This is a genomic window from Virgibacillus halotolerans (genome assembly GCF_016908515.1).
GTDB classification, from domain to species: Bacteria; Bacillota; Bacilli; order Bacillales; family Amphibacillaceae; genus Virgibacillus_M; species Virgibacillus_M halotolerans.
Map to the genome: position 1 here is coordinate 1 of NZ_JAFBEA010000002.1, position 14,182 is coordinate 14,182.

Annotated in this window: 12 protein-coding genes; 6 read left to right on the plus strand and 6 right to left on the minus strand. The window is 36.3% G+C overall.

All coding sequences use genetic code 11. The features are described 5' to 3' along the window. Positions 1 to 117 precede the first annotated feature (117 nt). Complete coding sequence (locus JOC34_RS06485; RefSeq protein WP_205135948.1) at positions 118 to 603, plus strand: hypothetical protein; 486 nt, start codon at positions 118 to 120, stop codon at positions 601 to 603. Between the two features lie 298 nt (positions 604 to 901). On the opposite strand, the gene JOC34_RS21690 is transcribed toward JOC34_RS06485, so the two are convergent. The 5 genes from JOC34_RS21690 to JOC34_RS06510 form a co-directional block, all read right to left on the minus strand. Beyond that, positions 902 to 1,159 (minus strand): IS3 family transposase, encoded by a 258-nt coding sequence (locus JOC34_RS21690; protein WP_338062647.1) that lies wholly within the window; start codon positions 1,157 to 1,159, stop codon positions 902 to 904. 7 nt (positions 1,160 to 1,166) lie between these two features. Then, the gene (locus JOC34_RS06495; RefSeq protein ID WP_205135950.1) at positions 1,167 to 1,769 is read right to left on the minus strand and encodes an IS3 family transposase; all 603 of its coding nucleotides are present in this window, start codon (positions 1,767 to 1,769) and stop codon (positions 1,167 to 1,169) included. After that, positions 1,733 to 1,936: a hypothetical protein gene (locus tag JOC34_RS06500; protein ID WP_239544162.1), complete on the minus strand. Its 204-nt coding sequence runs from the start codon at positions 1,934 to 1,936 to the stop codon at positions 1,733 to 1,735. Before JOC34_RS06500 ends, JOC34_RS06495 begins: the two co-directional genes overlap by 37 nt. A gap of 74 nt (positions 1,937 to 2,010) precedes the next feature. After that, positions 2,011 to 2,295 carry a transposase gene (locus JOC34_RS06505; RefSeq protein ID WP_205135952.1) on the minus strand — a complete coding sequence of 95 codons (285 nt, stop codon included), beginning with the start codon at positions 2,293 to 2,295 and terminating at the stop codon, positions 2,011 to 2,013. Between the two features lie 516 nt (positions 2,296 to 2,811). Then, positions 2,812 to 5,145 carry a zinc-ribbon domain-containing protein gene (locus JOC34_RS06510; protein WP_205135953.1) on the minus strand — a complete coding sequence of 778 codons (2,334 nt, stop codon included), beginning with the start codon at positions 5,143 to 5,145 and terminating at the stop codon, positions 2,812 to 2,814. A gap of 549 nt (positions 5,146 to 5,694) precedes the next feature. On the opposite strand from JOC34_RS06510, the gene JOC34_RS06515 reads away from it, so the two are divergent. Then, positions 5,695 to 6,243, plus strand: a complete 549-nt coding sequence (locus tag JOC34_RS06515) for a DUF1643 domain-containing protein (RefSeq protein ID WP_205135954.1) — start codon at positions 5,695 to 5,697, stop codon at positions 6,241 to 6,243. A 578-nt stretch (positions 6,244 to 6,821) separates the two neighbouring features. Here the strand turns inward: JOC34_RS06515 and JOC34_RS06520 are convergent. Next, positions 6,822 to 7,949 carry a GntR family transcriptional regulator gene (locus tag JOC34_RS06520; RefSeq protein ID WP_205135955.1) on the minus strand — a complete coding sequence of 376 codons (1,128 nt, stop codon included), beginning with the start codon at positions 7,947 to 7,949 and terminating at the stop codon, positions 6,822 to 6,824. Between the two features lie 289 nt (positions 7,950 to 8,238). On the opposite strand from JOC34_RS06520, the gene JOC34_RS06525 reads away from it, so the two are divergent. The 4 genes from JOC34_RS06525 to JOC34_RS06540 all read left to right on the plus strand — a co-directional run bounded on the left by JOC34_RS06525 (position 8,239) and on the right by JOC34_RS06540 (position 13,609). Continuing rightward, positions 8,239 to 9,864 carry an FGGY-family carbohydrate kinase gene (locus JOC34_RS06525; protein WP_205135956.1) on the plus strand — a complete coding sequence of 542 codons (1,626 nt, stop codon included), beginning with the start codon at positions 8,239 to 8,241 and terminating at the stop codon, positions 9,862 to 9,864. 2 nt (positions 9,865 to 9,866) lie between these two features. After that, positions 9,867 to 10,562, plus strand: a complete 696-nt coding sequence (locus tag JOC34_RS06530) for an L-ribulose-5-phosphate 4-epimerase (RefSeq protein ID WP_205135957.1) — start codon at positions 9,867 to 9,869, stop codon at positions 10,560 to 10,562. A gap of 47 nt (positions 10,563 to 10,609) precedes the next feature. Beyond that, on the plus strand, positions 10,610 to 12,034 hold the full coding sequence (gene araA, locus JOC34_RS06535; RefSeq protein ID WP_205135958.1) for an L-arabinose isomerase: 1,425 nt from the start codon (positions 10,610 to 10,612) through the stop codon (positions 12,032 to 12,034). Positions 12,035 to 12,220: 186 nt separating this feature from the next. Beyond that, positions 12,221 to 13,609, plus strand: coding sequence for a sugar porter family MFS transporter (locus tag JOC34_RS06540; protein WP_205135959.1), 1,389 nt, complete (start codon positions 12,221 to 12,223; stop codon positions 13,607 to 13,609). The last annotated feature ends 573 nt before the right edge of the window (positions 13,610 to 14,182 follow it).

Consider the following 14,182-nt stretch of genomic DNA (forward strand, 5'->3'; position numbering starts at 1 on the left):
ACAAATTAAATGGCCACAGCCCTATAGAATATAGGACTATGGCCGCCTAAATTATTTTATTATTTCCACTGTCTACTTGACAGGGGGCAGTTCATAGTAGGTGCGGCTTTAACATTTTTGATAACGTGGTTTTTTAGTTGGAGAGATAAAAAGAAACAAAATAATGTTATATGGTATACGGTGAGGGAAGAAATAACCTCAAATTATTCACTAGCAAAACGATGGTTAGATCAAGTACAAAAGGAATTAAAAATAATACAGCGGGGAGAAGATTATTACCTAGCTGACATAATACCTTTTTTTCAAACAGGTTTTTTCAACAAAGTAATGTTTAGCCTTCCTAAAAAAATTAAAAACGATCCTGTGCTGTTTAATGATCTTGGAGTAATTAGCCAAACCTTCGAACAACTGAATGAAATCATTCAGAATATAAAAGAATACAAAGGTCCAGTGGCGATAACAAATGAGATGAAGATGATAGAAATGTTTGATAATATTCTAAAAAGAAATCTTTTAAAAGTTATTGAATTAATTGACGAGCATTATGATAATATAATAATTAAAGATAAAGAAATAAAAAACGAACTAAAAAAGATTAGTTAAACATGTTAAATCGTTGTGCCATCTTTTTGACTCTGTCATAATCATAATCTTGATCGATTTCAGACATAGCTGATCCACCCTCCTGTATACTGAAGAAGCACTTGAGTGAAAATTCATTACACAGGAGGCTTTTGTGATTAGATATTAGGAAATATTAAGGCTTCATACAAAAGAAGTCACGCAAAGGGGATAGCTTCAAGTAATGGTCATTCCAGGAATATGATTAGAGATGTGTAAGTGTAAAATAGTCCATACCTATTTTTTAGATGGTGGTTACCCCCAAAAATTAGAGTTTATATTATGAAGCTGATTGGCTGGATTGAGTTCGGTATGCTACTGGACTTAATCCAGCCAATTTTTCTTTTGATCGTTCATGGTTGTACCAGTGGATATATTTTTCAATCCGTCTTTTTAATTCTTCATAGCTTACTAATGCTTCCCCATAATACATTTCTTGCTTTAAAATGCCAAAGAAATTCTCCATCGAAGCATTGTCTGCACAGGTTGCTTTACGTGACATGCTCTGGAATACTTTATTTTGTTTTAATGTCTTCACCCATTGATTATGCTGATAGTGCCAGCCTTGGTCTGAATGGATGGTGGTGCGATAGGTCGCACGATTCTTTATTATCTCTATGGTTTCTTTTAAAGGTTTCATGACAAGATCTGATGTTTGGACGTTCCTTGATTTCATAAGCAATAATTTCACCATTATAAAGGTCAAGAATGGGATTTAAATATAACTTCTTTTCGCCTAGACATTTGAATTCTGTAATGTCGGTTACTAACTTTTGAAGCGGGATAGGTGTGCTAAAACGGCGGGATAATCGGTTTTTTGCTACTTTCCCAACGTTCCCCTTATAGGAATTATATTTACGAGATTTTCGCATGAATTTCACACATTTTAATCCCAGTTCCCGCATAATCCGATACACATTTTTATGGTTGATATCATATCCTAGGTTCTTTAATTCCCTCGTGATCCGTTTATAGCCATAACGCTCATGGAACTTTTTAAATAGATCTGTAATGATGTTTTTTAATGCTGTGTCCGGATTTTCTCTGCCAAATTGCTTCACATGATAGTGATAGGTTGCTTCCGGAATGCCCACAACGAGGAGAACATCTTTTAATCGAAATCCTCCTTCTTTGAGCTCGAATGCCACTTTTGCTTATGCTTTTCGTGGAAGGCATTTGGATTCTCCCGAAAAGCTCTCAACTTTTTTAGGTATGCATTTTCCAGTCGCAATAATTCATTCTCGCGTTCTAATTCTTCTTCGCGTGTTAACTTTGTCTCTTCTTTTTTCTTTGGTTTATTGGGTTTCTTAGACATAGAAGGTCGCCCCTTTGATTTTGGTTTCAGGCCCTCTATTCCTTGTTCATGAAATGCTTTCAACCAACGTTCAATTAAGGAAGGGTTGTACAAATGAAATTGAACAGCAGTTTTAAATAAGAAGCACCTGTTTCTAACATAAATTGTACCGCATCTAATTTAAATTGAACAGTATACGCCTCTTTCGTTTTTCTTCGCTTCAACCCCTTCATGCCCTGTTCCTTATAGGATTTCACCCAGTTTTTTAATGGTGTATCACTAGGCATATGATATTTTTTCGCCAACAATGTATATCCAAGACCCCCATGTAAATACTCGGTGACAAGTTTTATTTTAAATGCTTCACTATATTTGGCCATGAAAACACCCCTGAAGGTTAGAATTTTTTACTCTAACTTTCAGGGGTCGGTACCGATTTGGACTATTGTTATTAATTGTTTGGATTATTCTTAAAACTACGTGAATATTGCGGATGATTTTAGCCATTTATACATAGATTTTAGCCACCGATTGCGGAAAATAGAGCCACAGCGGTGCTGCCTGTCATTGACTGTAGCGCCGATTTCGGCGAAAACGACTTGTCCGTGTTATCATGTTTGAGCAGATGTGCCTCTTAGGCATTATTAATGCCGCACCTGCGATAATTGCACCACACGAACAAAAGTTAAGTCGATGGTGGCAGACTACCGAAATTGCACTAATTCGGGCAAAGTAGAGTGCCCTTTTTACTGTGTGGTAAGTGGCTAGCATCACTTGATAAATTGCTTGTCAAATACTGGTAACAGATGCTGGCAGTAATCAAAGACATTTGCAGCATTGCTCACAGTTGATAAGGACCACTAGATTGCTGTAATCCTCTATGCCAATAAACCTGTTTATTTACTTTTGCAAGACGGACAAATATATTTTCTCTTTGTTACACTATCAATTCGGTTTTCCCATGAATATTGACAATTAGGACATCTCCAAAATCTTCTTTTTCCAGAGCCAACAAGAACATCTAATGGTGTATCCTTATTTTTTTCGAAATCCCAGTACTTTAAAAGATCATGTCGCGAATTTTGAAGTAGATTTTCAGAACCCTGTTTTTTGCCAGCGCAATAGGGGCAACCATTTTTATTTAGACCAATTCGATTATAAATAGTGCTTTCCCATATATGTTCTGGAATCTTTTTACATTTCCAAAAATATTTTTTATGGGTCCCCATTTTTAATAGTTCTAAATCTATATTTTTATTCTTTTTAAAGTCCCATTCTTGAAATATATCCGCATGTAACCGTAATAGTTTTTTGTTTTTCTGCCTTAAATTAATTTCACTGCACTCTAAACACGTAACTTTGATTTCAAGTGACTGTATCCACCGATGGTTTTTTTCACAATTCCAATGTAGCTTTAGAGAAGAATAAATTCCTATATCACTAGGGTCATAAACATTTGAATCAAAATCCCAATATTGCATTAGCCTTTGATTCCTTGAAATTGGATTTTTTATGGTTGTTTTCGAATAACATCTTGGGCAGTCTTTAAATCGTTTTGTTCGTCGGTCGATTTGTTTATACCATTCATGTCCTTCGTTACATCTCCACCAAGCACTTTCTTTACTGCCACATAATAGCGTATCAATATCTAAATGTCTATTTTTCTTGAATTGCCACTCGTTAAAAAAAGTTGGATAATCTTTTAAAAACCTATCCGGATCCCCATCACAGGGTATTTTAGGTTTGATATTTTTAATTTCACAATTAGGGCATTTATAAGATTTCTTTCTTTCGATATAATCAATTCGTTCTTGCCATGTGTGATTACATTTTTTACATCTCCAAAATACATTTGACTCAGACTTTGCAGTGAATTCACAAGGAGTTTTTTGATTTTTTTCAGAATCCCAGTATTGAAATATCCACGGGCGCTTGGTGCCTAATGAATTTTCTATACTAACTTTTCGACCAATGCAATAAGGGCAACCTTCATGTTTACTTGCTAATCTTACCCTTATTCCGCTTTTAAAAGAATGTCCCTTGGAACATATCCACCAAACTTCTTTAGGTGAACTAGGTACAACTTGACAAGGATACATTTCATCGTTACTATTTTTATCAAAATCCCAAAACTTAAGCATTTCTGGATTTAAACTTTCTAATGAATTAGTTTCATCTACGTAGAGATTTCGGCAAAACGGGCACCCATACCTCATCTTTGTTCGTGTATAAATAACAGCTTTCCATTCATGACCGCATGTTCCTAACCACCAAACTTTTTCTTTAGATCCGAAAGGAAAGTATTCGGGTCTTAAATTTCCATTTTTAGTGGGATGCCATTGTGCTGCTATTTTTGGGGATTTTTGCAGAATGTTATTTTTTGCTCTAGCGCGATGGTACATCTCTAAAATCTGACCTCGGTTTTTAGCTACGTCGATTTCTAATGAGTAATTTATATTTAGGAGTGCCATCAATCTTTTAATCATTTGAGTCCTATTTTTATCGTTTATTTTTCTACCGTTTTCAATAATTAGTTCATCTTTGTGATTTTTAGTTAAAGAAGGTAATTCACCTTCACGAACGTTGATAATTCTGATTCCTGCGTTTTGAAAAGATATTCGTTTTTTTAGATCTTTATAAAACTTATTTTTGTGTGTTCTTCCACCATCGTATTCTATAGCTATATTTGAATCCATTATATAAACATCAGCCTCAAATATCTCCCCATGGATACGTACTTTTTTTCGGTTTTTGACATTAGGAAATACTTGTTGAAGATAATAAAGAATGCTTTGCTCAGAAAAAGATGTATTCGTTCTTTTAAAGCATTCAGGACACCCAACGCCGCGTTTAGTACGAGGGTTTATAATAGCTTTCCATTGGTGCCCATATTTACATGACCACCAAACCTTTTTGCCGGAACCATTAGTAACATCATTAGGTGTCAAATTTCCATTTTTTTCATAATTCCACTCAGCTGCAATGTCTGGTGAAAGGGTAGCTAATGAATTTCCCTCATATACCTTTGAATTGGAGCAATATGGACAACCGCTATTATTATTAACCCTATTAGGACATGAAGCTTTATATGATGGATGACCTTCTTTACAAATCCACCAAACTTTCCGACCAGAGCCTGTCGTCAGAGTTTCGAGTAAATTTTTTTCGTTTTTATTGTAATCATATTCGTTTAATAGTTCTGGATGATATTCCTTTAACAACTTCCGCATTATATATCTCCTAGTTGTGACATAGGTTTCCTGCATTCAATGTGTGATACGCATCAGAAACGTTGTACTTTATCCATCAGCATATTATATTTATCCTCTGTTGTAGATACTTATAAAATCTTCGTTAATTAGCAAAATTTTCGGTTAATGCTTTAACTCGTTTCGGTAATTGATCAGCTTTTTGGATAGCTCTTTTTTTTGATTCGAATTGGAGCTAGGTTTTAAGGCTTATTGTCACTATTTACAGACCCTATGGTGGAATGAGAAGAGGACCAAATACGGTAATTGGTCCCGGTAAAGATAGAAATCCGCTTCTGTCTAAAACTGTGACTGGGATATGTTGATTTAAGTTTAGTATATTATACATCAACAATATGTCGATAGAAGTTAAAAATGGGTTACTTTATTACCTTGATGTGTCAAACAAATAAGATGATAGCAAACAATATTCGTATCATGGTGCTTAGGGAGGGACAAAAGGATAACAATCCATCAAATCTATTTTAAAAACACATAAAATATTGCTAGGGTAGAAAAAGGAGAATTTTAGTGGACGAAAAGTCATTTGGGACAGATTACATAATAAAAAATGCAGAAATTAAAACGGAAGCAATTTTTGATAAGAGTGAAGCATATCGATTTAGCGTTAAAAGGATTTGGAATGATAAAAAGCCTAAGGCCACAATGATAATGATAAACCCCAATCCCAATGATCATCTGAAGCAAGGACCTACCGCAGTACGGGTGATTAACTATTTAATGGATAGAGATTATGGGGCTATAGAGTTTGTTAATCTATTTGCTTATCGTACGATACGTTCCAAGGAGCTAAAGACCTCAATGCATAAAATAGATATTGTTGGTAAAGGGAATAATCAATTTATTTTAGATGCAGTTGAGTTAGCTGATTTAACAATTGTTGCTTGGGGAAACGACGGTGGCATCCATGGTAGGGACAAAGAGGTACTTAAGATCCTAAAAGGACATGAGTTAATGTGCTTTGGTATCACAAATAAAGGTCGACCAAAATATCCACTTGGTATCGCGGGCTTTAATGATATGAAGTTAATAAAGTATCCGGGCATAGAAGCAAAATAGGATGGTTATTTTGTATATTTCATGAAAGGGAGTTGCTACAAGAGGAAAAAGAAAAGACAGCTTTAATATAGATGGCAGCATCATTGTTCGAAATGATGCGGGTAGCAAATTTAAATTTTATTACAACGCCACCCTTGAATAGTAATAAAACTTATCTCTGGGAATGTAGGTTTTAAAATATCACCGTTTTTTTGATAAGGTTGAAATATACTACTGTTACATGACTCTTGGGATTTTTGTTTACAAACCCTAAAAAAGACACGTGGGTAGTGTAATAGTTGAGATCCATTTTTCAAGCTGTCAATTTTAGCTCTTTCAACACTTCCATTAATGGATTTTTTGACAAATCTTGTTTATACGCGAATACTATGATTTGACCAAGGTAGTCTTTTCCTATGCGTCGAAACTGTTTCTGGCCTATACTTTTATTTAACATTTGATACTCCTTTGTAGAGGATTTGGGAACAAGTAAGGTCTTACTTCTACAATAGGAGTATTTTTTGTAAATAAATATACCTTAATTTTTAATAATTGTATTTAATATCCATACGAGCAAGGCAAATGCGGCTGCCCCCTAATTACTTCGCTTGTATCGGTGCCAAATCCTCTTGATCATTTTTTAAATTTTTTATTGTTTCACCTTCAACAAGTGTTGGTAGATAATAATATTCATTTAGCAGATTCTGGTTACCTTGCAATTTCTTTATAATCCATTCCGCTGCGTCGCGGCCCATTTGTTCTTGCGGGTGTGTTAAAGTTGTTAGTTTGATGTGGGCATTTTTAGCAATAAAAGAATTATCTTGGCCAATAATGGATAATTCTTCTGGAATAGAAATACCTAGTTGTCTGCATATATTTGCAACGACCAGTCCTACCTCATCGTTATAACAAACAATTGAAGTCAATATACCTCTATTTTCTGCTACAAAATCCATCAAATTAGTGTATAAATCTGGTTTTGATTCTGTATCATATGAAAAAACAAATTCAGGTTGGAATGGTAATTTAGCTTCACCAAGCGCTTTGATATATCCCTTCATCCGAAACTTTCCTTGTAAATCGTCTTTTTTCGAAATAACTCCAATTTGTTTATGTCCTTTAGAAATCAATTCACTCGTTGCGAGGTAGCTAGACTGCACGTCATCGAGACTAAGATAAGGGACGTCGAGTTCTTCATAATAAGCGTTAATCATGATAAAGGGAATATCCTGTTCTTTAAATGAAAGATAGTAGGCAATATTGGGATTGAATAAATTGCTTTTTGTTGGTTCGATAATTAAACCATCAACGCCATAGGAGAGCATCATTTCTAATGCCTTTTTTTCTTGTTCGACATCATTATTTGTACTGGCTAATAGTAAAGAGTAATTTTGCTCATTTAGTTTCCCTTCAATACCACGAATGATCGACGGGAAAATATAATCAGAAATATAGGTTGTGATTACCCCAATTGTTCTATTATTGGACTTTCCACTAGATTTCGATTGATAATCGTCACTAACGTATGTGCCAGAACCTTTCTCGCTTCTTAAAAAACCCTCATTCGATAGCTTTAAAATAGCCTTTCTTACAGTGTGTCTGCTTACATTATACAATTCTTGCAAAGCGGATTCAGTTGGTATCTTCTCTAATACGCTGTACTCCCCTGAAAGGATTTTACTTCTTATATCATCAATAATGACTTGATACTGATATTTTGGTTTCATGTCATTCACTACCTTTTCTGTTCACGTTTCAAATTAGCTTTTTTATATAAGCCGTCTGTGCATATACATATATTGGCACAGTTTTGAAGCAATTAAAAGAATTTAATTTGTAGCTGTCAATTTAAATAGGATTCCTGCAAATATGTATGTACTAAAATATAAAACATTGACAAAGGTACGTACAGCATTTATAGTGAATTTGTAAATGAAAATACAAAATATAAAATTTTAATAAAAAGGAAAGCGCCTTCTTTTATTTTTTGAAATGGCTTTCAGGAAGGGGTTAAAAGTGAAAACAGCCCAAGTAAAGATTCAGAAAGCGATTGCTAAGGGAGAGACATCACTTGGTATCGAATTCGGATCCACTCGTATCAAAGCAGCATTGATTGATAATCAATTTCAAACAATAGCAACTGGGAGCTATGAGTGGGAGAATCGTTTAGAAGATGGATTTTGGACGTACAACTTGGTAGATATTGTTACTGGTTTACAAGCAGCTTACAGTGAAATGAAATTACAAGTTGAACGAGATTTTGGAATTACGATTCGCACAATCGGCTCTATTGGATTTTCTGCCATGATGCATGGATATATGGCTTTTGACAAAACGGGTGAGCTTCTTGTTCCGTTTCGTACGTGGCGTAATACAACAACCAGTATCGCAGCGAAGGAACTAACGGAGTTATTCCAATTCAATATCCCTGAAAGGTGGAGCATTGCGCATCTATACCAAGCAATCTTAAATGAAGAAAGACATTTGAATCGAGTTGACTATATTACAACTTTAGCTGGATTTATGCATTGGTTATTTTCTGGCGAAAAGACTCTTGGTATTGGAGATGCTTCAGGGATGTTCCCAATCGATGAGGCAACAAAAGATTATAACGAAACAATGGTTACGCAATTTGACGAGTTAATTGCGGATAAAGACTTACCATGGACATTAAAAGATGTCTTACCGCAGGTTTCTCTCGCTGGTGAACAAGCAGGAGAATTAACTGAAGTAGGAGCAAAGATTCTCGACCGCTCACGAAACTTACAACCCGGTGTTCCGATTTGTCCACCGGAGGGTGATGCAGGGACAGGGATGGTTGCAACAAATAGCGTGAGAAAGCGTACAGGAAACGTTTCAGTAGGAACTTCTGTTTTTTCAATGATTGTGTTAGAGAAAGAACTTTCAAAGGTCCATCGAGAAATTGACTTAGTTACTACACCAAACGGTAGTCCGGTGGCAATGGTTCATGTTAACAACTGTTCAAGTGACCTTAACGCTTGGATCGGCTTATTCCGCGAATTTTTGGAAGCAATGGGACAAGAGGTGGATACAGATAAATTATTTGAAGTGCTGTTGAATAAAGCGTTGGAAGCGGACGCAGATGCCGGTGGGTTGCTCAGTTACGGGTATTACTCAGGTGAAAATATAACCGGCTTAGAAGAAGGTCGACCATTATTTGTTCGCTCACCGGAAAGTAATTTTAATTTAGCAAATTTCATGCGAACTCATCTATTCTCAGCCTTCGGTGCCTTGAAAATAGGAATGGATATTTTAACAAAAGAAGAAAATGTTTCGATTGACGGAATCTTAGCACATGGTGGCTTATTTAAAACGCCTGTTGTTGGGCAAAAAATTGTTGCAGCTGCAATGAATGTTCCAGTTTCTGTAATGGAAACAGCTGGTGAAGGAGGAGCATGGGGAATGGCTATACTTGCTTCTTATATGAGGGGAAAAAGTGAAAATGAGAGTTTAGAAGATTACCTCGATAAAATAGTATTTAAAGATGTTAACGGTAAAGAAATTTATCCTGATCGACTTGACGTTGAAGGATTTGAAGCATTTATCGAACGTTATAAAAAAGGTTTAGTCATTGAAGAGACCGCTGTAAATCATTTGATTTTAAGTGAACAGGAGGAATGAAGATGCTAGAAAAGTTAAAAGAAGAAGTGTTTCAAGCGAATTTAGACTTACCTAAACATGGTCTTGTGAAATATACATGGGGTAATGTAAGTGCCTTTGATCGTGAAAGTGGTTTATTTGTTATTAAACCGAGTGGTGTTGACTACGACACGATGAAAGCAAGTGACATGGTAGTTGTTGATTTAGATGGGAATGTTGTGGAAGGTGATCTAAATCCATCGTCAGATACAGCAACACACGCTGTTCTTTATAAACATTATCCTGAAATTGGTGGCATTGTTCATACACATTCCACCTGGGCGACGATTTGGGCACAAGCAGGTCTTGATGTTCCGGCAATGGGAACGACGCATGCAGACACATTTTATGGTTCTGTCCCATGTGCCCGCTTTTTAACACAAGAAGAGATTGACCGAGGCTATGAAGTGGAAACGGGAAAAGTTATTATTGAAACATTTGAAGAACGCGGGCTAGATATATTCGCAGTTCCTGGTGTTTTACTTCATGGACATGCTCCATTTACTTGGGGGGAAAATGTTCAGTCAGCGGTAATGAATAGTGTCGTACTTGAGGAAGTTTCAAAGATGAATCTATTTACAAGACAGTTAAATAGTTTTGCTGAAGAATTGCCACAACGTATTTTAGATAAACATTATCTAAGAAAACATGGAAAAGATGCGTACTACGGTCAAGAATAACAACGCTTTACAAAGAAGAAATATTAAACAAAGAAAAGAGGATCATTATGCCAACATTAATGAAAAGAGAATTTTGGTTTGTAGTAGGTTCACAACAATTATATGGTGAAGAGGCGCTGCAAGAGGTTAAAGCAAATGCACAAAAGATAACGGATGCATTAAATGAAAGCGGTGTTCTGCCTTATCCAATAAAGTTACAAGAATTAGCAGTAAATACAGAAAAAATTACAAATATCATGAAGGAAGTTAACTATCGTGATGAAGTTGCTGGTGTTATTACATGGATGCATACATTCTCACCTGCAAAAATGTGGATTCGTGGTACGAAATTATTGCAAAAACCATTGCTTCATTTAGCGACGCAATTTAATGAAAGTATTCCATGGAAAACGATTGACATGGACTTTATGAATTTGAACCAATCTGCTCATGGGGATCGTGAGTATGGATTTATCAATGCTCGTTTAAATAAACAGAATAAAGTTGTTGTTGGCTACTGGGACCGACCAGAAGTGAAACAGGGAATCGCAGACTGGATGGATGTGGCAGTAGCTTATAACGAAAGTTTCAATATCAAGGTTGCTCGTTTCGGTGATAACATGCGTAATGTTGCCGTTACCGATGGCGATAAGATTGAAGCACAAATTCAATTTGGTTGGACTGTTGACTATTTTGCGATTGGAGACTTGGTTCAATATGTCGATGCTGTTAAGGAAGGAGAAATTGATGCTCTATTAGCAAAGTATGAAGAACTCTATGATTTTGATTATGGGGCGTATAGTAAGGAAGATTGGGAGTCTAGTGTAAGAGTACAAGCTAGCTATGAGATTGCGATTAAGCGTTTCCTAGATGATGGAGGTTACACTGCTTTTACTTCTAACTTTGAAGATCTATATGGGATGAAGCAGCTTCCTGGTCTTGCAGTTCAGCGATTAATGGCACAGGGATATGGCTTTGCTGGTGAAGGTGACTGGAAAACAGCAGCACTCGATCGATTGTTAAAAGTAATGAGCCATAACAAATCGACAGGATTTATGGAAGATTACACGTATGAATTAGCAGAAGGGCAAGAAGCTATTCTGCAGTCACATATGCTAGAAGTTGACCCGACTTTAGCAAAAAACAAACCAAAAATTGTTGTCTCACCTTTGGGGATTGGTGACAGAGAAGACCCTGCGCGTTTAGTATTTGATGGTAAAGCAGGGGACGGTGTAGTTGTTTCCATGGCTGACTTTGGAACACATTTCAAACTATTAATCAATGAGGTTTCTGCATTTGAACCAACAACAGAAGCTCCAAATCTACCAGTAGCACGTGTCCTTTGGGAAGTATTACCTAATTTCCAAGATGGTGTTAAAGCTTGGATTGAAAATGGCGGTGGACACCACACGGTTGTTTCACTGAAATTAACAACGGATCAAATTATATCTTATGCAAAACTTGTTGGTCTGGAATATGTAGTAATTAAGTAATGTATTGATCCTCTAAGGGAATTCTGCTTTCTTGGAGGTAAAAATACGTAAAAATTGTATATTAGGTTTTATTATTTGTAAACGCAATCTTCTAATTCATGCAATTTGAAAGCGTTTAATAGATGGAAATGAAATAACATTATACTTATAAAATGAGTTTTAAACCCTTGAGGGAGGGGACTTTAAATGGTTAAAGAAAAGAAAGTTTCAAGTCGGTTTATATATTTCTTTGGGGCTTTTGGTGGGATATTATTTGGATATGATATAGGTGTTATGACAGGGGCTTTACCTTTTCTACAACAAGATTGGGGACTTGAAAGTGCTGTAGTAATTGGCTGGATTACCTCTTCGATTATGCTTGGTGCGATTTTTGGAGGAGCTATGGCTGGCCAGCTTTCAGATCGTTTAGGAAGACGCAAGATGATCTTAATCTCTGCTGTCGTATTTGTTATTGGCTCTCTTCTGTCTGGGATAGCACCTCCTGATGGGCATTACTATTTAATTGCTGTTCGTATTTTCTTAGGTATGGCGGTTGGTGCTGCATCTGCATTGGTTCCCGCTTATATGTCGGAAATGGCTCCAGCGCATTTACGAGGACGGTTGTCAGGCATCAATCAAACAATGATTGTTTCTGGAATGCTACTTTCATATATTGTTGATTATTTCTTGAGTGGGCTATCAACAACTATAGCATGGCGTTCCATGCTCGCTATGGCAGCAGTACCTGCTGTGATTTTATTTATTGGTGTATTAAAATTACCTGAATCACCACGCTTTTTAATTAAAAATAATAAACTTGCTGAGGCACGTACAGTGCTGAGCTATATTCGTCCTAAAGATAAAATCGAAACTGAAATAAAACAAATTCAGGAGATGGCCGAACGAGAAAGACTGGCAAGCCAACAGACCTCATTGGGTACAATGTTTAGCGGTAAATATCGTTACTTACTCTTCGCCGGAGTGGGTATTGCTGCATTTCAACAATTCCAAGGTGCGAACGCAATATTTTATTACATCCCTTTAATTGTAGAAGAAGCAACGGGAAGTGCTGCGAGTTCAGCTTTGATGTGGCCAATTATTCAGGGAATTATTCTCGTTTTAGGTTCATTACTATTCTTGGTGATTGCTGATAAATTTAAGCGTCGTACACTCTTAACATTGGGTGGAACAGTTATGGGGCTGTCTTTTATCTTTCCGGCAATTTTGAATGCTGTGATTCCAAATACAAATCCGATGATGATTGTTGTATTCCTAAGTATTTATGTAGCATTTTATTCCTTCACATGGGCTCCTTTAACATGGGTTATTGTAGGAGAAATATTCCCATTGATGATTCGGGGACGTGCATCAGGATTGGCATCATCATTTAACTGGCTCGGTTCTTTCTTAGTTGGATTGATGTTTCCAATTATGACAGCTTCCATGCCTCAAGAAGCTGTCTTCGCGATCTTTGGAGTGATTTGTTTACTTGGAGTTCTCTTCGTCCAAGTTCGAGTTCCGGAAACACGTGGATATACTTTAGAAGAAATTGAGAAAATCGGAGAAAGAAAACAAGCGAAGCGTAATAGTGCGTAAATAGAACTTTGAGGTTAGTGGGAGAAATATAAAAAACAAGAGATCTATATTCGGTCGGAGTTGGATTCATACTCCGACCATTTTTAAAATTGAATCTTATTTATCGGTGATATCTAGTATAAATGATACTTTATACCTCTGGGCCATTGTGGTCGAGTGGGCGGAAGGATAAAGGTTGCACAATTTGAACTGGTTAATCAAACTAAAACAATCATATTTATGGTGGGCACGGTACAAATGATTTAATCGTGTCGTTTGGGAGGCCACATTTTTAAAAGGAAGATGAAGTAGGAGTGGCACTCCATTATCTAAGACCAGATGGGGAGAAGGTTACCCTGGAAATGTAGATGTAAGTGGTACTCCGTTTGATTTTACTGGGGAGTGAAGTAAAAATCGGGAACTATCTCCAGTCATCCGCAAAGTATTTTACTAGAACGAGGATACGAGCATCCGTTTCTTCTAGACAGTAAACATTATGAAGAAATCGTACTTTAATAATCTGATAATCGCAGAAAATTAACAGTGGAAATAGATGTGATCGATGTTGTTGTTACTTAGGTAATGGACTAGGGG